The sequence below is a fragment of the Pseudomonas sp. BCRC 81390 genome (genome assembly GCF_030341915.1).
Lineage (GTDB): Bacteria > Pseudomonadota > Gammaproteobacteria > Pseudomonadales > Pseudomonadaceae > Aquipseudomonas.
Genome location: NZ_JATAAG010000002.1, coordinates 90,634 through 109,963, shown reverse-complemented (window position 1 = coordinate 109,963; position 19,330 = coordinate 90,634). Strand labels below are relative to the sequence as shown.

Annotated in this window: 18 protein-coding genes; 8 read left to right on the top strand and 10 right to left on the bottom strand. The window is 63.2% G+C overall.

What is annotated here, in order from left to right:
- The first annotated feature begins 29 nt into the window (after window positions 1-29).
- Together QSV36_RS00770 and QSV36_RS00765 are read left to right on the top strand one after the other, a co-directional pair.
- A complete protein-coding gene (locus tag QSV36_RS00770) occupies window positions 30-1,301 on the top strand; it encodes an NAD(P)/FAD-dependent oxidoreductase (protein WP_289128994.1) in 1,272 nt (423 codons plus the stop codon).
- The gene (locus QSV36_RS00765) at window positions 1,298-2,116 is read left to right on the top strand and encodes a sulfite exporter TauE/SafE family protein (RefSeq protein WP_289128992.1); all 819 of its coding nucleotides are present in this window, start codon (window positions 1,298-1,300) and stop codon (window positions 2,114-2,116) included. The genes QSV36_RS00770 and QSV36_RS00765 overlap by 4 nt, the downstream gene beginning before the upstream one ends.
- On the opposite strand, the gene QSV36_RS00760 is transcribed toward QSV36_RS00765, so the two are convergent.
- Window positions 2,105-2,992: a LysR family transcriptional regulator gene (locus QSV36_RS00760; RefSeq protein ID WP_170027552.1), complete on the bottom strand. Its 888-nt coding sequence runs from the start codon at window positions 2,990-2,992 to the stop codon at window positions 2,105-2,107. The genes QSV36_RS00765 and QSV36_RS00760 overlap by 12 nt on opposite strands.
- Window positions 2,993-3,159: 167 nt before the next feature.
- Between QSV36_RS00760 and QSV36_RS00755 the strand changes: the two genes are divergently transcribed.
- On the top strand, window positions 3,160-4,806 hold the full coding sequence (locus QSV36_RS00755; RefSeq protein ID WP_289128989.1) for a GMC family oxidoreductase: 1,647 nt from the start codon (window positions 3,160-3,162) through the stop codon (window positions 4,804-4,806).
- 98 nt (window positions 4,807-4,904) lie between these two features.
- Window positions 4,905-6,524 carry an MFS transporter gene (locus QSV36_RS00750; protein ID WP_289128987.1) on the top strand — a complete coding sequence of 540 codons (1,620 nt, stop codon included), beginning with the start codon at window positions 4,905-4,907 and terminating at the stop codon, window positions 6,522-6,524.
- A 198-nt stretch (window positions 6,525-6,722) separates the two neighbouring features.
- On the opposite strand, the gene QSV36_RS00745 is transcribed toward QSV36_RS00750, so the two are convergent.
- Genes QSV36_RS00745 through glyQ form a run of 4 tightly spaced genes read right to left on the bottom strand, consistent with a single transcriptional unit; the run spans window position 6,723 to window position 11,084 of the window.
- Window positions 6,723-7,508: a lysophospholipid acyltransferase family protein gene (locus tag QSV36_RS00745; RefSeq protein WP_289128986.1), complete on the bottom strand. Its 786-nt coding sequence runs from the start codon at window positions 7,506-7,508 to the stop codon at window positions 6,723-6,725.
- A 46-nt stretch (window positions 7,509-7,554) separates the two neighbouring features.
- A complete protein-coding gene (gmhB, locus tag QSV36_RS00740; protein WP_289128984.1) occupies window positions 7,555-8,082 on the bottom strand; it encodes a D-glycero-beta-D-manno-heptose 1,7-bisphosphate 7-phosphatase in 528 nt (175 codons plus the stop codon).
- A 3-nt stretch (window positions 8,083-8,085) separates the two neighbouring features.
- A complete protein-coding gene (gene glyS / locus QSV36_RS00735) occupies window positions 8,086-10,140 on the bottom strand; it encodes a glycine--tRNA ligase subunit beta (RefSeq protein WP_289128983.1) in 2,055 nt (684 codons plus the stop codon).
- Complete coding sequence (glyQ, locus tag QSV36_RS00730; RefSeq protein WP_023377955.1) at window positions 10,137-11,084, bottom strand: glycine--tRNA ligase subunit alpha; 948 nt, start codon at window positions 11,082-11,084, stop codon at window positions 10,137-10,139. The genes glyS and glyQ overlap by 4 nt, the downstream gene beginning before the upstream one ends.
- Window positions 11,085-11,167: 83 nt before the next feature.
- Between glyQ and QSV36_RS00725 the strand changes: the two genes are divergently transcribed.
- Entirely contained in the window at window positions 11,168-11,719 is a 552-nt protein-coding gene (locus tag QSV36_RS00725; RefSeq protein ID WP_289128980.1) for a DNA-3-methyladenine glycosylase I, read from the top strand.
- 41 nt (window positions 11,720-11,760) lie between these two features.
- On the top strand, window positions 11,761-12,648 hold the full coding sequence (locus QSV36_RS00720; protein ID WP_289128977.1) for a lysophospholipid acyltransferase: 888 nt from the start codon (window positions 11,761-11,763) through the stop codon (window positions 12,646-12,648).
- Window positions 12,649-12,774: 126 nt separating this feature from the next.
- Here QSV36_RS00720 and QSV36_RS00715 read toward each other — a convergent pair whose 3' ends face one another.
- From QSV36_RS00715 to def, 5 genes are read right to left on the bottom strand one after another with little or no spacing between them, the layout of a single operon-like run.
- Window positions 12,775-13,083, bottom strand: coding sequence for a tetratricopeptide repeat protein (locus QSV36_RS00715; RefSeq protein ID WP_289128974.1), 309 nt, complete (start codon window positions 13,081-13,083; stop codon window positions 12,775-12,777).
- An 11-nt stretch (window positions 13,084-13,094) separates the two neighbouring features.
- A complete protein-coding gene (gene trkA / locus QSV36_RS00710; RefSeq protein ID WP_289128971.1) occupies window positions 13,095-14,468 on the bottom strand; it encodes a Trk system potassium transporter TrkA in 1,374 nt (457 codons plus the stop codon).
- Window positions 14,469-14,491: 23 nt separating this feature from the next.
- Entirely contained in the window at window positions 14,492-15,802 is a 1,311-nt protein-coding gene (gene rsmB, locus QSV36_RS00705) for a 16S rRNA (cytosine(967)-C(5))-methyltransferase RsmB (protein ID WP_289128969.1), read from the bottom strand.
- Window positions 15,799-16,731: a methionyl-tRNA formyltransferase gene (fmt, locus tag QSV36_RS00700; RefSeq protein ID WP_289128966.1), complete on the bottom strand. Its 933-nt coding sequence runs from the start codon at window positions 16,729-16,731 to the stop codon at window positions 15,799-15,801. Before fmt ends, rsmB begins: the two co-directional genes overlap by 4 nt.
- Window positions 16,732-16,791: 60 nt before the next feature.
- Window positions 16,792-17,298, bottom strand: a complete 507-nt coding sequence (def, locus tag QSV36_RS00695) for a peptide deformylase (RefSeq protein WP_225779845.1) — start codon at window positions 17,296-17,298, stop codon at window positions 16,792-16,794.
- 207 nt (window positions 17,299-17,505) lie between these two features.
- On the opposite strand from def, the gene dprA reads away from it, so the two are divergent.
- Both dprA and tsaC read left to right on the top strand, forming a co-directional pair.
- The gene (dprA, locus tag QSV36_RS00690; RefSeq protein WP_289128962.1) at window positions 17,506-18,603 is read left to right on the top strand and encodes a DNA-processing protein DprA; all 1,098 of its coding nucleotides are present in this window, start codon (window positions 17,506-17,508) and stop codon (window positions 18,601-18,603) included.
- A gap of 42 nt (window positions 18,604-18,645) precedes the next feature.
- Complete coding sequence (gene tsaC / locus QSV36_RS00685; RefSeq protein ID WP_225779847.1) at window positions 18,646-19,203, top strand: L-threonylcarbamoyladenylate synthase type 1 TsaC; 558 nt, start codon at window positions 18,646-18,648, stop codon at window positions 19,201-19,203.
- Window positions 19,204-19,330: the final 127 nt, after the last annotated feature.

Sequence of the window (19,330 nt, the reverse complement as noted above, 5' to 3'; positions counted from 1 at the left end):
CCATAACCAGAATTCCAGGATTTACCGTCATGTCTGCCTTGTTGTCCCCTGCCAATACCGACCACCACACAGTGGTCATCGTCGGTGCCGGTGCCGCCGGCATCGCCACCGCCTCCAGCCTGATCAGCCGTGACCCGTCGCTGGAGGTGGCGTTGATCGACCCTGCCGAGGTGCATTACTACCAGCCCGGCTGGACCATGGTCGGTGCCGGCGTGTTCACCGCACCGAGCACGGCCCGCACCATGGCCTCGATCATTCCGCGCGGGGTGCGCTGGATAAAGGCACGGGTGCAAGGGTTCGACCCGCACGGCCAACAGGTCATCCTCGACGATGGCCGCGCCATCGGTTACCAACAGCTGGTGGTTTGCCCTGGGCTCAAGCTCGACTGGGCTGCTATCGAGGGGCTCAGCGAGACCTTGGGGCGCAATGGCGTCACTTCCAACTATCGCTATGACCTGGCGCCCTATACCTGGGAGCTGGTGCAGAAGCTCAAGCAAGGCCGCGCCCTGTTCTGTCAGCCGCCCATGCCGATCAAATGCGCGGGCGCTCCGCAGAAGGCGCTTTACCTGTCTTGCGATCACTGGCTGCGCCATGGCCGGCTGGGTGCAGTGAAAGCCAGTTTCTTCAATGCCGGTGCGGTGTTGTTCGGCGTGCCGGACTACGTACCCGCGCTGATGAAGTACATCGAAAAGTATGCGGTGGATCTCAACTTTACGTACCGCCTGGTCGCCGTGGACGGCTCCAACAAGCGCGCCACTTTTGTGCGGACCTTGGCTGATGGCAGCAGTGAAACCCGCACCGAGGCTTTCGACATGCTGCATGTGGTGCCGCCACAAGTGGCGCCGGATTTCATCCGCGAAAGCCCCTTGGCCGACGGTGCCGGTTGGGTTGACGTCGACCCGCACACCCTGCGCCATCGCCAGTTCGCCAATATCCATGCCCTGGGTGATGTGGCCAACAGCAGCAATGCCAAGACCGCTGCGGCTGCCCGCAAGCAGGCGCCGGTGGTAGCCAACAACGTGCTGGTGGCATTGGGCAGGCTGCCGACCCTGGCCCGGTACGACGGGTATGGTTCCTGCCCGCTTACCGTTGAACGCGGCAAGATTGTCCTCGCGGAGTTCAGCTATGGCGGCAAGCTGGCGCCGAGTTTCCCCAGCTGGTTGCTGGATGGTCGCAAGCCGACGCGTCTGGCCTGGTTGCTCAAGGCGCAGGTGCTGCCACCCTTGTACTGGCAAGGGATGCTCAAGGGACGCGAGTGGTTGGCGCGGCCGCAGCCGCTGGTAGCCGAGGGTAGCCAGTGATCGAACATCAACTGTTGGGCGCAGGCCTGGGCGCACTCATTGGCGCGGTGCTGGCGTTGACTGGTGCCGGCGGTGGCATCCTGGCTGTGCCATTGCTGGTCTTCGGCCTGGGGCTGTCGATGGTCGAGGCGGCACCGGTTGGCCTGCTGGCCGTCGGCCTGGCGGCGGCAGCGGGGGCTGTGCTGGGCTTGCGCCAGGGCCTGGTGCGCTACCGGGCGGCGTTGTTCATCGCCTTGGTGGGTGTGGCTGCGGCGCCGTTCGGGCTGATGCTGGCGCACCGCGTGCCGGATTCACCCTTGCAGTTGGTCTTCGCCGGGGTGCTGGTTTACGCCTGCGTGCGTATCTGGCGCAAGGCGGCCAAGGAACTGCGTGGCGAAGCCAATGATGCCCATCGCTATATCGAACCCTGTGTGCTCAACCCGCTGCAGGGCCGTTTGCGTTGGACCCTGCCCTGCGCGCGTGCCCTGGCATTCACCGGGGCATTGTCCGGCTTGCTGTCCGGGCTGCTCGGTGTGGGCGGTGGCTTTGTCATCATCCCGGCGCTGAACCGCTATACCAATCTGCGCATGGCCAGCATCGTCTCCACCTCATTGGCGGTGATTGCTCTGGTGTCTACCGGCAGTGTGGTCAGTGCCAGCCTGGCCGGTGTCATGCACTGGCAGGTCGGTGCGCCGTTTGCCGTTGGCGCGGTGCTCGGCTTGCTGCTGGCGCGGCCTCTGGCGGTCAGGCTGGCCGGGCCGCGTTTGCAGCAACTGTTCGCTGTGGCGGGGTGGGTAGCGGCGGCGCTGCTGGCTGGCAAGGCGCTACTGGGCTAGCAGTTCGCTCTGTTCAGCCGCGCACAGCGCCAGCAGGTAGTCCCAAACGACCCGCAGGCGCACCGACTTGTGCAGCTCGCGACGGGTGCAGATCCAGTAGCTGCGCTGGATGGTCTCGCCAGGCAGTACGCGCACCAGTGTCGGGTCGTGGCGGGCCATGTAGTTGGGCAATACGGCGATGCCCAGCCCGGCGCGGGCGGCGGCCTGCTGAGCGATCACGCTAGTGCTGCGGAATACCACGTTGGGCGTGCGGCAGAAGCTGTTGAGAAACAACAACTCCTGGCTGAACAGCAAATCATCGACGTAGCCGATCCAGCTGTGCCGGGCCAGGTCTTCGCGGTTGCGCAGCGCTGGCGCACGGTCCAGGTAAGCCTGGCTGGCATACAGGGCCAGGCGATAGTCGGTGAGTTTGCGGGTGATCAGCAAATCGGCGTTAGGACGCTCCAGGTGGATGCTGATCTCCGCTTCGCGGTTGAGAATGCTGACGAAGCGCGGTACTGCCACCAATTCCACTTCCAGGCCGGGGTAGCGTTCGAACAAGGCATTCATGCGCGGGGTGAAGAACATGATGCCGATGCCTTCGGTTACCCCAAGGCGAATCTTGCCCAGCGGGGTGATGGCCTGGGTGATTTCCTCCTGCGCCAGCAGGGCGACGTTTTCCATGGCTTCGGCGTGTTTGAGCAGGGCCTGGCCCGAGGGGGTCAGCTCGTAGCCTTGGGCATGCTGCACGAATAGCGCGGTGCCCAGGCTCTGCTCGATGTTCTCGATATGCCGGGCCACGGTGCTGTGGGTGGTGTTGAGGCGCTTGGCGGCGGTAAGCAGGCGGCCACTGCGCTGCAACTCGAGGAAAAACCGCAGATCGTTCCAGTCGAACATGCTAGTCCCTATGCTCCAGGCGCGAATTTTTGTAGAAACGCACCGTTGCAGTGATGGTCGCTGTGCCAAAAAACGCACAGCGGCTGCGCGAAATCTCGTGTTTCCTCCGCGAAATTACTCACTAAGATGATTCGGGACAAGAATAAAAAACAGGCGCGAGGTTGCACATGCCATCAGCCGATTCTGTCTTCGACTACGTGGTAGTGGGTGCCGGCCCCGCCGGATGCCTGCTGGCCAATCGTTTATCCGCCGACCCCTCCTGCCGCGTCCTGCTGCTGGAAGCGGGTGGCCGCGACAATTATCCGTGGATTCACATCCCTGTCGGTTACCTCTACTGCATTGGCAACCCACGCACCGACTGGTGCTTCAGCACCGAGGCACAGCCCGGCCTGGGCGGCCGCGCGTTGGGTTACCCACGAGGCAAGGTGCTGGGCGGCTGTTCCTCGATCAACGGCATGATCTACATGCGCGGTCAGGCGGCGGACTACGACCTTTGGGCTGAACAAGGCAACGACGGCTGGGCGTGGAAGGATGTACTGCCGCTGTTCAAGGCCAGCGAGAGCCACTTTGCCGGTGCCAGCGAATACCATGGCGGAGGCGGCGAATGGCGGGTTGAACGTCAACGCTACAGCTGGCCGATTCTCGACGCCTTTCGCGATGCTGCCGAGCAAAGTGGCATCGGCAAGGTCGATGACTTCAATACCGGCGACAACCAAGGCTGTGGATACTTTCAAGTCAACCAGCGCAGCGGTGTGCGTTGGAACGCCTCCAAGGCTTTCCTGCGGCCGATCAGGAACCGCCCCAACCTCACGGTGCTGACCGGTGTCCAAGTTGACCAGGTGCTTCTCAACAATACCCGTGCGCGTGCAGTGAAAGCGCTGTGGCAAGGCGCTTGGCACGAGTTTGCAGCACGCCGCGAAATCGTACTGTGCGCGGGGGCGGTGGGTTCGCCGGGCGTCCTGCAGCGTTCCGGCATCGGCCCCCGCCCGCTGCTGGAACGCCTGGGCATTGGCGTGCGTCACGACATGCCAGGTGTGGGTGGCAACCTGCAGGACCACCTGCAACTGCGGCTGATCTATCAGGTCCGAAATACCCGCACTCTGAACCAGATGGCCAACAGCTTGTTGGGCAAGATGGGCATGGGCCTGCGCTATCTCTACGACCGCAGCGGCCCGCTGGCGATGGCCCCGAGCCAGCTGGGCGCGTTCGTGCGCTCTGGGCCGGAGCAGGCCACCGCCAACCTGCAGTACCACGTGCAGCCGTTGTCGCTGGAGCGCTTCGGGGAACCACTGCACCGGTTTCCTGCTTTTACCGCGTCGGTGTGCAACCTGCGCCCGGCCAGCCGTGGGCGTATCGATATCCGTAATGCCGACATGAACAGCACGCCGCTGATCGACCCCAACTACCTCAGTGCCCCGGAGGACCTGCGCGTTGCTGTCGATGCCATCCGCCTGACCCGACGCATCGTCCAGGCCCCTGCCCTGGCCGCCTTCGATCCGAAGGAATATCTGCCAGGCCCAGCCCTGCAAACCGAGGAAGAGCTGTACGAAGCTGCCGGCAAGATCGGCACTACCATCTTCCATCCGGTCGGCACCTGCCGCATGGGCAACGGTGCACTGGACGTTGTGGATAACCAACTGCGGGTACACGGTATCCCCGGCCTGCGGGTCGCCGATGCCTCGATCATGCCGCAGATCACGTCTGGCAATACCTGTTCACCCACCCTGATGATCGCCGAAAAGGCGGCGCAACTGATCCTCAAAGGAGCGGCTACCCAGACCTGTCTGAACGAAGACGCGATACCGACGCCCTGACCAGGGTGCGTGCAAAAACCGGCGGCTTGCGGTCGAAAGCCGCCGACAGTGGAACAACAACAATAATCACTGTGGCCTGCGGGCCGAGGACAGCAACGATGTCGGATTACATCCACGAGCAGAGCGCGACGGCCAGCAGCCCCAGCCGTCGTGAAGAACGCAAGATCATTTTCGCGTCATCCCTCGGGACGGTGTTCGAGTGGTATGACTTTTTTCTCTATGGCGCGCTGGCGGCAGTCATCAGCAAGCAGTTCTTTGCGGGTGTAAACGACACCACCGCGTTCATCCTGGCCTTGATGGCCTTTGCGGCCGGCTTCCTGGTCCGGCCGTTCGGTGCATTGGTGTTCGGCCGTCTGGGCGACATGATCGGGCGCAAGTACACCTTCCTGGTCACTATCGTGCTAATGGGCCTGTCCACCTTCGCCGTCGGGTTGTTGCCCAACTACGCCAGCATCGGCATTGCCGCACCGATCATCCTGGTGGTTCTGCGCATGCTGCAGGGGCTGGCGCTGGGTGGTGAGTACGGCGGTGCGGCCACTTATGTGGCCGAACATGCACCGCCCGGCAGGCGTGGCTTCCACACCGGATTCATTCAGTCCACTGCCACGCTCGGGCTGTTGCTGTCGCTGGTGGTCGTGCTGGGCAGCCGCTATATCAGTGGCGACCAGTTCGAGACCTGGGGCTGGCGCCTGCCGTTCCTGTTGTCGATCGTGCTGCTGGCCATTTCCACCTGGATCCGCATGAGCATGCATGAGTCGCCGGCCTTCGTGAAAATGAAGGCCCAGGGCAAGGTCAGCAAATCGCCGATTCGTGAGTCGTTCACCTCCTGGCCGAACCTCAAGGTGGTACTTACCGCCTTGTTCAGCATTAACGCCGGGCAGGCTGTGACTTTCTACACGGCGCAGTTCTACGTGCTGTTCTTCATGACCCAGATGCTGAAGATGGACCCGGCCCAGGCCAATACCCTGCTGATCATCAGCGTGGTGATCGGCGCGCCGTTCTTCGTGTTCTTCGGCTGGTTGTCGGACCGTGTTGGCCGCAAGCCGATCCTGATGCTCGGGTTGCTGCTGGCCACCGTACTGTACTTCCCGCTGTTCAAGGCGCTGAGCCATTACGCCAACCCACAGATCGACGCCGCCAGCCGCCAGGCGCCGATCGTGGTCACTGCCGATCCGCAAGGCTGCACCTTCCAGTTCGACCCGGTGGGCAAGGCGCGTTTCGACAGCCCCTGTGACAAGGTCAAGACTTTCCTGGTCAAGCAGGGCCTGCCCTACAGCTCGGTGGATGTAGCCGGCAGCGAAGTGGTGGTGAACATTGGTGACAAGACCATCAACGGCTTTGACGAAGCCGCCATGCGCGCGGCGGTGGAGCAGGCCGGCTACCCGGCCAAGGCTGACCCGTCACAGGTCAACCAGGTGATGGTGGTGGTGCTGATCGTGGCAATGATCCTGATCGCCACCATGACCTACGGCCCGCTGGCGGCGGTGATGGTCGAACTGTTCCCGACCCGCATCCGCTACACCTCCATGTCGCTGCCCTATCACATCGGTAACGGCTGGTTTGGTGGCTTCCTGCCAACGGTGTCGTTCGCGCTGGTGGTGTATACCGGGGATATTTTCTATGGGCTGTGGTACCCGGTGCTGGTGACCGGGGTCAGCCTGGTGGTGGGAATCTTCTGCCTTAAAGAAACCAAGGATGTGGATATCGACAAGGTCTGACGGCAAACGCGCAAGGGCGCTGCTACTCAATCCCCTATAAAAAAACCGGCTGTAAAAGCCGGTTTTTTTATGCCCCGAAAAAACTTATGCACGATTTTCAAAAAAAGGTCATACAGAAAAATAAGTAGCTAATTCAATGTCTTAGCGTGCACTTCCAGCATTTCATCCAAAAATTGCACACAAGTTATCCACAGATGATCAGGCCAGTTGTTCCTGAGGGTTTTCCTCTGCTGGAGGCAGCGAACCCATGGCCCGCTGGGTCGCTTCATTCCATGCTGCGGCGCGGTCATTGAGTTCGGCGATTGCACGTGGCCCAGTGCCGTTGGCGTACATCGGTTCGCCAATGACCACCTCGATCGTGCCTGCGCGTTTGCCCCAACCGGTCTTTGGCCAGAATTTGCCAGCGTTGTGCGCGATCGGCAGCACCGGCAGCCCGGCGTTTACCGCCAAGGCAGTACCGCCACGGGAGAACTTGCCGATGGTGCCGAACGGTACGCGGGTACCTTCCGGGAAGATCAGCACCCACACTTTCTGCTTGAGCAGTTCATCACCTTTGCTCGCCACCTGGCGCAGGGCTTCCTTGGGGTTGTCACGGTTGATCGCGATCGGCCGCAGCATGGCCATGGCCCAGCCGAAGAACGGCACGTACAACAGCTCGCGTTTGAGCACCTGGCTCAGCGGCGAGAAGTACTGGGAAAGGAAGAAGGTTTCCCAGGTGCTCTGGTGGTTGGACAGGATCACGCAAGGCTCATCCGGCACGTTTTCGGCGCCGGTGACCTTGTAATCGATGCCCAGGATGGTGCGCACCAGGAACAAGGCGCAGCGGCACCAGTACACGTTGATGAACGTGTAGCGCTTGGGGAAGGACAGGAACGGTGCGATGAAGAAGCTCAGCGAGCACCACAGCAGCGAACTGGTGCCCAGCAGCAGGTAAAAAAGAAAGATTCTGATCGCCTGCAGGATCGACATAGTGGCTTGTACCATTGCGGGGCATGCCCGCCTGAGAAAAATGCGCCCGAAGGCGCACTGTTTAAATTAGTTCTCTGGCGATAGCTGCCAGATCGTCGAAAATCAGTGTAGTTTCCGGCACGCCTTTTTCCAGGGTCCGCTCGCCCTTGCCGGTTTTCACCAACACCGGTTGGGCACCGACAGCCAAGGCAGCCTCCAGGTCACCCTGGCTGTCGCCGACGAACCAGACGCCTTCAAGGCCGACCTGGTAATGCTCGGCAATCGCCCGCAGCATGCCAGGCTTGGGTTTACGGCAATCGCAGCCTTCGTCCGGCCCGTGCGGGCAATACACGATGAGGCCCACCTCGCCACCTTGCTCGGCCACCAGTTCGCGCAGGCGCGTATGCATGGCCTCGAGGGTGGCCAGCGGGTAGTAGCCGCGGGCAATGCCGGACTGGTTGGTGGCGACAGCCACCGTCCAGCCCGCCTTGCTCAACTGCGCGATCGCTGCGACCGAGCCAGGGATCGGCACCCATTCTTCCAGCGTCTTGATGTAGGCGTCGGAGTCATGGTTGATCACCCCGTCACGGTCGAGAATCAGCAGTTTCAAGGCTTACCCCAGCAGCGAGATGTCGGCCACGCCCAGGAACAGGCCGCGCAGACGGCTGAGCAGGGCATAACGGTTGGCACGTACCTTGGCGTCCTCGGCGTTGACCATCACCGCCTCGAAGAAGGCGTCGACCGGATCACGCAGGGCTGCCAGGCGGGCCAGCGATTCGCTGTACTGGCGGGCAGCAGCCATCGGTTGCACGGCCTGGTCGGCCTGCTGGATGGCCGAGTACAGGGAGAACTCGTTGGCGTTGTCGAAGTACTTCGGCTCGACCTGGTCGGCGATAGCGCCTTCGGCCTTGCTCAGCAAGTTCGAAACGCGCTTGTTCACCGCAGCCAGGGCCTCGGCTTCCGGCAGCTTGCGGAACGCCTGCACGGCCTGCACGCGCTGGTCGAAGTCCAGCGCCGAGCGTGGCTGCAGGGCCCGTACCGACAGGTAGGTGGCAACGTCGATGCCTTCGTCTTCGTAGCGTGCACGCAGGCGATCGAAGATGAACTCCAGCACCTGCTCGGCCAGGCCGGCGGCCTTGACCTTGGCCCCGTACTGCTTGACCGCGAAGTCGACCGCAGCGGTCAGGTCCAGGTCCAGCTGCTTCTCGATCAGGATGCGCAGCACGCCCAGGGCGGCACGGCGCAGGGCGTACGGGTCCTTGCTGCCGGTGGGCAGCATGCCGATACCAAAGATGCCGACCAGGGTATCGAGCTTGTCGGCGATGGCCAAGGCCGCGCCGGTGAGGGTCTGCGGCAGCTCGGCGCCAGCACCGCGCGGCATGTACTGCTCGTTCAGGGCCAGGGCGACGTCTTCCGGCTCACCGTCGTTGAGCGCGTAGTAGTAACCGGCGACACCCTGCATTTCAGGGAATTCGCCAACCATTTCGGTGGCCAGGTCGCATTTCGACAACAGGCCGGCGCGGCCGGCGCGCTGGGCGTTGCCGCCGATCAGCGGGGCGATGAAGGCAGACAGCTTGGAAACGCGCTCGGCCTTGTCGTACACGGTACCCAGCTGAGCCTGGAACACCACGTTCTTCAGGCGCTCGTTGAAGGTTTCCAGCGGCTGCTTCTTGTCCTGCTTGAAGAAGAACTCGGCGTCGGTCAGGCGTGGGCGCACGACCTTCTCGTTACCCTGCACGATCTGCTTCGGGTCACGGCTCTCGACGTTGGCCACGGTGATGAAGCGCGGCAGCAGCTTGCCTTCGCTGTCCAGCAGGCAGAAGTACTTCTGGTTGTCCTGCATGGTGGTGATCAGGGCTTCTTGCGGCACCTCGAGGAAACGTTCCTCGAACGAGCACACCAGCGGCACCGGCCATTCGACCAGGGCGGTGACTTCGTCCAGCAGCGCCGGTGGCACGATGGCGGTACCTTCCTGCTGCATGGCCAGCTCGGCGGTACGCTTGCTGATCAGCTCGCGGCGCTCGGCGAAGTCGGCCAGCACGTAGGCTTTGCGCAGGTCTTCGACGTAGTTGGCCGGGGTGGTGATGAGCACGTTTTGCGGGTGGTGGAAGCGGTGGCCACGGGATTCGCGGCCAGCCTTCTGCGACAGGATGGTGCAGTCGACCACCTGGTCGCCCAGCAGCATTACCAGCCATTGGGTCGGGCGCACGAACTCTTCACGGCTGGCTGCCCAACGCATGCGCTTGGGAATCGGCAGGTCGTTCAGCGAATCTTCGACGATGGTTGGCAGCAGGCCAGCGGTGGCCTTGCCTGGAATGTGCTGGGAGAAGCGCAGCTTGGGGCCGCTCTGGTCGATTTCGGCCAGTTCCACACCGCACTTCTTGGCAAAGCCCAGGGCCGCCTGGGTCGGCTCGCCTTCGGCGTTGAATGCCGCCTGCAGGGGCGGGCCGTCGATGTTGATGCTGCGGTCTGGCTGCTGCACGTCCAGCTGGCGGATCAGCACGGCCAGGCGGCGCGGCGCAGCATAAACCTGCTTGCCGGTGTAGTTCAGGCCTGCCGCCTGCAGGCCCTTCTCGATGCCGGCCAGGAAGGCTTCGCCGAGGCTGGCGAGGGCCTTGGGTGGCAGCTCTTCGGTGCCCAGTTCAACCAGGAAATCTTGAGCACTCATTGTGCAGCCTCCAGCTTAGCCAACACTTCGTCACGCAGTTCGGGGGTGGCCATCGGGAAGCCCAGGCGTGCGCGGGCTTGCAGATAGCTTTGCGCCACGTCCCGGGCCAGGGTACGTACACGCAGGATGTAGCGCTGGCGCTCGGTTACCGAGATGGCGCGGCGGGCGTCCAGCAGGTTGAAGGTGTGCGAGGCCTTCAGAACCATTTCATAGGTCGGCAGCGGCAGCTCCAGCTTGATCAGGCGGTTGGCTTCGCTTTCGTAGAAATCGAACAGTTCGAACAGCTTCTCGACGTTGGCGTGTTCGAAGTTGTAGGTCGACTGCTCCACTTCGTTCTGGTGGAACACGTCGCCGTAGGTGACCTTGCCGAACGGGCCGTCGGCCCATACCAGGTCGTACACCGAGTCGACGCCCTGGATGTACATGGCCAGGCGCTCCAGGCCGTAGGTGATTTCACCGGTAACCGGGTAGCACTCGATGCCGCCCACCTGCTGGAAGTAGGTGAACTGGGTGACTTCCATGCCGTTGAGCCAGATTTCCCAGCCCAGGCCCCAGGCGCCCAGGGTCGGCGATTCCCAGTTGTCTTCGACGAAGCGAATGTCGTGCACCAGCGGGTCCAGGCCGATGGCTTTCAGCGAGCCGAGGTACAGCTCCTGGAAGTTGGCCGGGTTCGGCTTCAGTACGACCTGGAACTGGTAGTAGTGCTGCAGGCGGTTGGGGTTCTCGCCATACCGCCCGTCGGCAGGGCGACGGCTAGGCTGCACATAGGCGGCGTTCCAGGTTTCTGGGCCCACGGCGCGCAGGAACGTGGCGGTGTGGAATGTGCCGGCGCCTACTTCCATATCGTAGGGCTGAAGCACCACACAACCTTGCTCGGCCCAGTAGTTCTGCAGGGCGAGGATCAGGTCTTGGAAGGTACGCACGGCTGGCGTAGGCTGGCTCACGAAATTCACCTGTATCTGGGGATGCGGATGTAAAGAGCGGGAGTATAACCTGATTCGCCTCGCCCTCTACTCATTGGAGCCTTATGCCACGCTGCTTTTGGTGTACCGACGATCCGTTGTACCAGGCCTACCATGACCAGGAATGGGGAACGCCCCAGCGCGACCCGGCGTTGCTGTTCGAGATGCTTTTGCTCGAAGGGTTCCAGGCCGGGCTTTCCTGGATCACCGTTTTGCGCAAACGCGATCGCTATCGCGAGGTGCTGCATGGCTTCGATCCCGTGCAACTGGCGGCCATGAGCGACGAACGGATCGAAGCGCTGATGCAGGACACCGGCATCATCCGCAACCGCCTCAAGCTCAAGGCTGCGCGGCGCAATGCGCAGGCCTGGCTGGCTGTGGATAACCCTGCACAATGGCTCTGGTCGTTCGTTGGCGGGCAACCGAAGATCAACCATTTCGCCAGCCGCAGTGAGGTGCCAGCGGTAACCGAGGAGGCCAAGGCCATGAGCAAGGCCCTGCAGAAGGCCGGCTTCACCTTCGTTGGCCCAACCATCTGTTACGCCTTCATGCAGGCCACCGGCATGGTCATGGACCACACCACCGATTGCGATCGCTACGCCGCCTTGTTGCGCTGAGGGGTTACAATGCGCGCCTTGCTGAAATAAGGAATTCGCCTGTGGAAAAGTTCAAGGGCGCCCTGATGGTCGGGGTGCTGCGTCTGTTTGCCAAGCTGCCCTGGGGCGCTGTGCAGCGCGTCGGCGCGGGTATCGGCTGGCTGATGTGGAAAATCCCCAATGGCTCGCGCAATGTCGTGCGCATCAACCTGGCCAAGTGTTTTCCGGAGATGGACCCGGCCGAGCGTGAGCAACTGGTCGGCCGTGCGCTGAAAGATATCGGCAAATCCTTCGTCGAAAGTGCCTGTGCCTGGATCTGGCCGCCGCAACGCTCACTGGCGCTGGTCAAGGAGGTGCATGGCCTGGAAGTGCTGGAGCAGGCCCTGGCCTCGGGCAAGGGCGTGGTCGGCATCACCAGCCACCTGGGCAACTGGGAAGTGCTGAATCACTTCTACTGCAACCAGTGCAAACCGATCATCTTCTACCGCCCGCCGAAGCTCAAGGCGGTGGACGACCTGCTGCGTGAGCAGCGCGTGCAGATGGGCAACCGCGTGGCGCCTTCGACCAAGGAAGGCATCCTCAGCGTCATCAAAGAGGTGCGCCGTGGCGGTCAGGTGGGCATTCCTGCCGACCCGGAACCGGCGGAGTCGGCCGGCGTGTTCGTGCCGTTTCTCGGGACCCAGGCGCTGACCAGCAAGTTCGTGCCGAACATGCTGGCCGGTGGCAAGGCGGTGGGAGTGTTCCTGCATGCCCTGCGCTTGCCGGACGGTTCGGGCTTCAAGGTGTTCCTGGAGGCGGCGCCGGAAGAGATGTACAGCACCGATGTGAACGTGTCGGCGGCAGCCATGAGCAAGGTGGTCGAGCGCTATGTGCGTGAGTATCCGAGCCAGTACATGTGGAGCATGAAGCGCTTCAAGAAGCGCCCGGCCGGCGAGCCGCGCTGGTATTGAGAACCTTGGGGGCGCTTTGCGCCCCATTCGCGGGGCAAGCCCGCTCCCACGATAGATCGGTTTGACCAAGGCCACTGTGGGAGCGGGCTTGTCCCGCGAATGGGCTGCAAGGCAGCCCCGGCGATCTCAAAACTTGTTGAGCTTCTTCAGGAACACCGTCATCTCTTTCTCGGCCTGCTTGTCGCCATGTGCCTGCGCCGCCACGATCCCCTCCTCCCAGGCCATGCGCGCCGCCGCCAGGTCACCCTGCAACTGGTACGCCTTGCCCAGCAGCTTCCACGCCGCCGAGTATTTCGGGTCTTGCTCCACGCACCGCGCCAGGTGCACGGCGGCTTCAGCGCCATTGCCCTCGTCCAGCCAGGCCTTGCCCAGGCCAAACCTCAGCAAGGGGTTATCCACACCCTTGGCCAGCATCTTCTCCAGCGATTCGCGCATGCCCTGTTTTCCTAGAAGAAACTCAAGCCAACGTGGAACAGCTTCTCCACATCCCGGATATGCTTTTTATCCACAACGAACAGGATCACGTGGTCGCCCGATTCGATGCGGGTGTCGTCGTGGGCGATGATCACTTCCTCGGCGCGAATGATCGCGCCGATGGTGGTGCCCGGCGGCAGGGTGATGTCTTCGATGGCCTTGCCAACCACTTTGCTCGACTTCGCATCGCCGTGTGCGACCGCCTCGATGGCCTCGGCTGCCCCGCGACGCAGCGAGTGCACGCTGACGATGTCGCCGCGGCGTACATGCGCCAGCAGGGTGCCGATGGTGGCCAGCTGCGGGCTGATGGCGATATCGATCTCGCCGCCCTGCACCAGGTCGACATAGGCCGGGTTGTTGATGATGGTCATCACCTTGCGCGCACCCAGGCGCTTGGCCAGCAGCGACGACATGATGTTGGCTTCGTCATCGTTGGTCAGGGCCAGGAAGATGTCGGCATCGGCGATGTTCTCCTCGAGCATCAGGTCCTTGTCCGAGGCGCTGCCCTGCAGCACCACGGTGCTTTCCAGGGTGTCGGAAAGGTGCCGGCAACGGGCCGGGCTCATCTCGATGATCTTCACCTGGTAACGGCTTTCGATGGCTTCGGCCAGGCGCTCGCCGATCTGCCCGCCGCCGGCGATGACCACGCGCTTGTTGGTTTCGTCGATGCGGCGCAGTTCGCCCATTACCGCGCGGATGTCCTTCTTGGCGGCGATGAAGAACACTTCATCGTCGGCTTCGATCACCGTGTCACCCCGTGGCGTGATGGGGCGGTCGCGGCGGAAGATGGCCGCCACCCGGGTGTCGACATTTGGCATGTGGGCACGTATCTGGCGTAGTTGCTGCCCCACCAGCGGGCCGCCGTAGTAGGCCTTCACCGCCACCAGCTGGGCCTTGCCTTCGGCAAAGTCGATCACCTGCAGCGAGCCAGGGTGTTCGATCAGGCGCTTGATGTAGTTGGTCACGACCTGTTCCGGGCTGATCAGCACGTCGACCGGAATATGGTCGTTGTCGAACAGCTCTTCGCGGGTGAGGTAGGCCGATTCGCGCACCCGGGCGATCTTGGTCGGTGTGTGGAACAGCGAATAGGCCACCTGGCAGGCGACCATGTTGGTCTCGTCGCTGTTGGTTACCGCCACCAGCATGTCGGCGTCGTCGGCGCCAGCTTGGCGCAGTACCGTGGGCAGCGAGCCGCGGCCCTGCACGGTGCGGATATCCAGGCGGTCGCCCAGGTCGCGCAAGCGGTCGCCGTCGGTGTCGACCACGGTAATGTCGTTGGCTTCGCTCGCCAGGTGCTCTGCCAGCGTCCCGCCTACCTGCCCTGCACCGAGGATGATGATCTTCATCCGCTACTCCCTACCTTGTTTTCCTATCCGCGCGAAGCGGCGATCTTGATCAGCTTGGCATAGTAGAAGCCGTCGTGGCCGCCCTCCTGGGCCAGCAACTGGCGGCCATGGGGCTGACGCAGGCCGGCCGTGGTGGCCAGGTCCAGCTCGCGTGCGCCAGGCGTGCGGGCGAGGAACGCGTCGATCACGTCGGTGTTCTCGGTAGGCAGGCTGGAGCAAGTGGCATACAGCAGCATGCCGCCGACTTCCAGGGTCGGCCACAGGGCATCGAGGAGTTCGCCCTGCAGCGTGGCCAAGGCCGGGATGTCCTCGGCCTGACGGGTCAGCTTGATGTCCGGGTGACGGCGGATCACGCCGGTGGCCGAGCACGGTGCATCGAGCAGGATGCGCTGGAACGGCTTGCCATCCCACCAGCTGGCAGTGTTGCGTGCGTCGCAGGCGATCAGCTCGGCGTCGAGCTGGAGGCGGTCGAGGTTCTCGCGCACCCGGCTCAGGCGCTTGGCTTCGAGGTCGATGGCCACCACCTGGGCCAGCCCAGCTTCGGCCTCCAGCAGATGGCAAGTCTTGCCGCCGGGTGCGCAGCAGGCATCCAGTACGCGCTGGCCGGGGGCCAGCTCCAGCAGGTCGGCGGACAGTTGCGCGGCTTCGTCCTGCACGCTTACCCAGCCTTCGGCAAAGCCCGGCAGGCCACGCACATCGCAGGCTTCGGCCAGCACGATGCCGTCACGGCTGTACTGGCAGGCGCTGGCGCCGACGCCCGCCTCGGCCAGCAGCGCCAGGTAGGCGTCGCGGCTGTGGTGTCGACGGTTGACCCGCAGGATCATCGGCGGGTGGGCGTTGTTGGCGGCGCAGATGGCTTCCCACTGCTCCGGCCAGAAGGCTTTCAGCGATTTTTGCAGCCAGCGTGGATGGGCGGTGCGCACCACCGGGTCGCGCTCCATCCCAGCCAGCAATTCCTCGCCTTCGCGTTGGGCGCGACGCAGCACGGCATTGAGCAAACCCTTGGCCCAGGGCTTCTTCAGCTTGTCGGCACAACCCACGGTTTCGCCGATGGCGGCATGCGCCGGAATACGGGTATAGAACAGCTGATACAAACCGACCAGCAACAGCGCCTGGACATCGGCGTCAGCGGCTTTGAACGGCTTTTGCAGCAGCTGCGCGGCCAGCAGATCGAGGCGCGGTTGCCAACGTGCGGTGCCAAAGGCGAGATCCTGGGTCAGGCCACGGTCACGCTCATCGACCTTGTCCAGCTGCGCCGGCAGCGAGCTGTTCAGCGAGGCCTTGCCGCTGAGTACGGCGGCCAGGGCGCGGGCGGCAGCGAGGCGTGGGTTCATTGGCCCAGCACCTTGCCGCTGGCGAATTTCTCGCGGCGGCTGTTAAACAGGTCGCTGAAGTTCAAGGCCTTGCCGCCGGGCAGCTGCAGGCGGGTGAGGCTCAGCGCCTGGTCACCGCAGGCGACCACCAGGCCGTCCTTGCTAGCCGACAGGATCTCGCCCGGCGCACCCTGGCCGGCGGCCAGGTTGGCAGCCAGTACTTTCACACTTTCGCCATCGAGGGTGCTGTGGCAAACCGGCCATGGGTTGAAGGCACGGACCAGGCGCTCCAGCTCGACCGCCGGGCGGCTCCAGTCAATGCGGGCTTCGTCCTTGTTCAGCTTGTGCGCGTAGGTGGCCAGGCTATCGTCCTGCACTTCTCCCGGCAGCGAGCCGTCGGCCAGGCCGGCGATGGCCTGCACCACGGCGGGCGGGCCCATTTCGGCGAGGCGGTCATGCAGGCTACCGCCGGTGTCTTCGGCACTGATCGGGGTGACCACCTTGAGCAGCATCGGGCCGGTGTCGAGGCCTGCTTCCATGCGCATCACAGTCACACCGCTCTCGGCGTCGCCGGCTTCCACGGCGCGCTGGATTGGTGCGGCACCGCGCCAGCGTGGCAACAGCGAGGCGTGGCTGTTGATGCAACCCAGGCGCGGAATATCCAGCACTGCCTGCGGCAGGATCAGGCCATAGGCCACCACTACCATCAGGTCTGGCTTCAGCGCGGCCAGCTCGGCCTGGGCCTCGGCATTGCGCAGCGTCGGCGGCTGCAACACCGGAATATCATGGGCCACGGCGAGCGCCTTGACTGCGCTCGGCATGAGCTTCTGGCCACGGCCAGCGGGGCGGTCGGGCTGGGTGTAGACGGCCACGATCTCGTACGGGCTGTCGAGCAGGGCCTTGAGGTGTTCGGCGGCAAACTCTGGAGTGCCTGCAAAGACGATGCGCATGGAGTTCTCGCTTCAAAAAAGAAAAAGGCTTGCCGGAGCAAGCCTTCTGGAAGGTAGGGATCAGGCTTGCTGGCGGTGCTGCTTTTCCAGCTTCTTCTTGATCCGGTCGCGCTTGAGCTGCGACAGGTAATCGACGAACAGCTTGCCGTTGAGGTGATCGAATTCGTGCTGAACGCACACCGCCAGCAGGCCTTCGCATTCCAGCTCGTAGGGCTTGCCGTCGCGGTCCTGGGCCTTGACCCGCACGCGCAGCGGACGATCGACGTTCTCGTAGAAGCCCGGTACCGACAGGCAACCTTCCTGGTACTGGCCCATGTCATGGGTCAGCTCTTCGACCGTGGGGTTGATGAAGACGCGCGGCTCGCTGCGGTCTTCGCTGAGGTCCATGACCACCACCTGCTTGTGCACATTCACCTGGGTGGCGGCGAGGCCGATGCCGGGGGCTTCGTACATGGTTTCAAACATGTCGTCGATCAGCTGGTGCAGAGCGTCGTCGAACTCCGTCACCGGTTTGGCGATGGTGCGCAGGCGCGGGTCCGGGAATTCGAGAATGTTCAAGATGGCCATAAGGTCAGGCGGTCACTGTGCGTTCGGTTGAAAACTGAGCACACATAATAAAGGGAAACGCGGATTTCAGCACCTGGCAAAGGTCGACTAGGGTTTTCAAGGCCCGCTTATAGCCGGTTCGATGGACAGGTTGTCAAAGCGTTATCAACAAAGTTATCCACAGCTTGTGCCACGTCGATGGCCCCGTTTCGATCAAGGATGATCCCCATGCCTGATTACCATTCGTCGCCTATTCCACCTGCCGAACTGGAGGCGCGATTGCGCCTGCACCGCCTGCCGGACACCGGACTGCGACGTTTTCGCAGCTTGCTGGAAACCTTTGGCAGTGCCTCGTCGGCCCTGTGCGCACCGGCCGGTGCCTGGCGTGCATTGGGCATACCGCAGGCGACCATCGATGCCCGACGCAGCGCCGAAATACGTTACGGCGCATTGGCTGCAATGGCCTGGCTAGAGCGCCCTGGCCAGCATTTACTGATGTGGGATGGCCCTGGTTACCCGCCGTTACTGGCCGAGATCGATGATGCTCCGCCGTTGCTTTTCGTCGCTGGCGAGCCGGCCTTGCTCGAGCGCCCGCAGTTGGCGATTGTGGGTAGCAGGCGTGCTTCACCCCCGGCAATCGACAACGCTGGCGCGTTTTCCCGCTACTTGGCGCAGGCCGGTTTTACCATCACCAGCGGGCTGGCCGTGGGTATCGATGGCGCCGCTCATCGGGCCGCATTGCAGGCCGGAGGAAGTACGATCGGGGTGCTCGGTACGGGGCTGCAAAAACTTTATCCACAGCGCCACAAGGCGCTTGCGCAGGCGATGATCGAAAATGGCAGCACGCTGGTCTCCGAATACCCGCTGGATGCCGAACCCTTGCCGGGAAACTTCCCGCGGCGCAATCGCATCATCAGCGGCCTGTCGCTTGGGGTGCTGGTTGTCGAGGCAAGCCTGGCCAGTGGTTCGCTGATCACTGCACGCCTGGCGGCTGAGCAAGGACGCGAGGTGTATGCCATCCCCGGCTCCATTCACCACCCAGGGGCCAGGGGTTGCCACCAGCTGATCCGTGACGGCGCACTGTTGGTGGAAAGTGTGGAACAGATTCTGCAGAGCCTGCAGGGCTGGCAAAATATGCCGCCAGCGGTTGTGGACAAGTTCGACCATCCGCTGCTCGCCCTGTTGCATGCTGCACCACAGACCAGCGAAAGCCTGGCGCATTGCAGCGAGCAGCCGCTGGCCGATGTGCTGGCGCAGCTTACCGAACTCGAGTTGGAAGGCCGGGTCAGCAATGAAGCCGGACGTTGGTTTGCCCGCGCGGGCTAAGTACACTGCTCGCAAGCAAGTTTGACAGGTGGAGTGACAGAAATGGTGAGCAGTTTTCGAGTGCAACAAGCCGCACGTGAAATCCGGGCGGGCGCGGTGATCGCCTACCCGACGGAAGCGGTCTGGGGCCTGGGCTGCGACCCGTGGAACGAGGACGCGGTGTATCGCCTGCTGGCGCTGAAGTCGCGGCCTGTGGATAAAGGGTTGATCCTGGTAGCCGACAATATCCGCCAGTTCGACTTCCTGTTCGAGGATTTTCCCGAAGACTGGATCGACCGCATGGGCAGCACCTGGCCGGGGCCGAACACGTGGTTGGTGCCGCACCAGGACCTGTTGCCAGAGTGGGTGACCGGGCAGCATGACACGGTGGCGCTGCGGGTCAGCGACCACCCGTTGGTGCGGGAGCTGTGTGCATTGGTGGGGCCATTGATTTCCACCTCATGCAACCCCGGCGGCCGCCCGGCGGCCAAGACCCGGTTGCGGGTGGAGCAGTACTTCCATGGCCAGCTGGACCTGGTGCTGGGTGGGGCGTTGGGTGGGCGGAAGAACCCGAGCGTGATTCGTAACCTGGCAACTGGCGAGGTTGTGCGTCCGGGCTGATAGCGCTGGCCAGGGCTTGCCTTTGGATTTGCAGTGCCTGTGAAATCCAGCGCCGCCTGCGCGGCGCTCGGTGTCACAGGCGCTGAAAACCCCAAGGCGTACACATCGTCGCCCTAACGCACTCCCA

What these genes read in the sequence shown, in the direction of transcription:
- tsaC (WP_225779847.1), top strand. Translation starts at nt 18,646, where the DNA reads ATGGTGAGCAGTTTTCGAGTGCAACAAGCCGCACGTGAAATCCGGGCG.
- def (WP_225779845.1), bottom strand. Translation starts at nt 17,298, where the DNA reads ATGGCCATCTTGAACATTCTCGAATTCCCGGACCCGCGCCTGCGCACC.
- QSV36_RS00715 (WP_289128974.1), bottom strand. Translation starts at nt 13,083, where the DNA reads ATGCGCGAATCGCTGGAGAAGATGCTGGCCAAGGGTGTGGATAACCCC.
- fmt (WP_289128966.1), bottom strand. Translation starts at nt 16,731, where the DNA reads ATGCGCATCGTCTTTGCAGGCACTCCAGAGTTTGCCGCCGAACACCTC.
- QSV36_RS00760 (WP_170027552.1), bottom strand. Translation starts at nt 2,992, where the DNA reads ATGTTCGACTGGAACGATCTGCGGTTTTTCCTCGAGTTGCAGCGCAGT.
- QSV36_RS00750 (WP_289128987.1), top strand. Translation starts at nt 4,905, where the DNA reads ATGTCGGATTACATCCACGAGCAGAGCGCGACGGCCAGCAGCCCCAGC.
- QSV36_RS00725 (WP_289128980.1), top strand. Translation starts at nt 11,168, where the DNA reads ATGCCACGCTGCTTTTGGTGTACCGACGATCCGTTGTACCAGGCCTAC.
- glyS (WP_289128983.1), bottom strand. Translation starts at nt 10,140, where the DNA reads ATGAGTGCTCAAGATTTCCTGGTTGAACTGGGCACCGAAGAGCTGCCA.
- QSV36_RS00755 (WP_289128989.1), top strand. Translation starts at nt 3,160, where the DNA reads ATGCCATCAGCCGATTCTGTCTTCGACTACGTGGTAGTGGGTGCCGGC.
- QSV36_RS00745 (WP_289128986.1), bottom strand. Translation starts at nt 7,508, where the DNA reads ATGGTACAAGCCACTATGTCGATCCTGCAGGCGATCAGAATCTTTCTT.
- dprA (WP_289128962.1), top strand. Translation starts at nt 17,506, where the DNA reads ATGCCTGATTACCATTCGTCGCCTATTCCACCTGCCGAACTGGAGGCG.
- rsmB (WP_289128969.1), bottom strand. Translation starts at nt 15,802, where the DNA reads ATGAACCCACGCCTCGCTGCCGCCCGCGCCCTGGCCGCCGTACTCAGC.
- trkA (WP_289128971.1), bottom strand. Translation starts at nt 14,468, where the DNA reads ATGAAGATCATCATCCTCGGTGCAGGGCAGGTAGGCGGGACGCTGGCA.
- QSV36_RS00770 (WP_289128994.1), top strand. Translation starts at nt 30, where the DNA reads ATGTCTGCCTTGTTGTCCCCTGCCAATACCGACCACCACACAGTGGTC.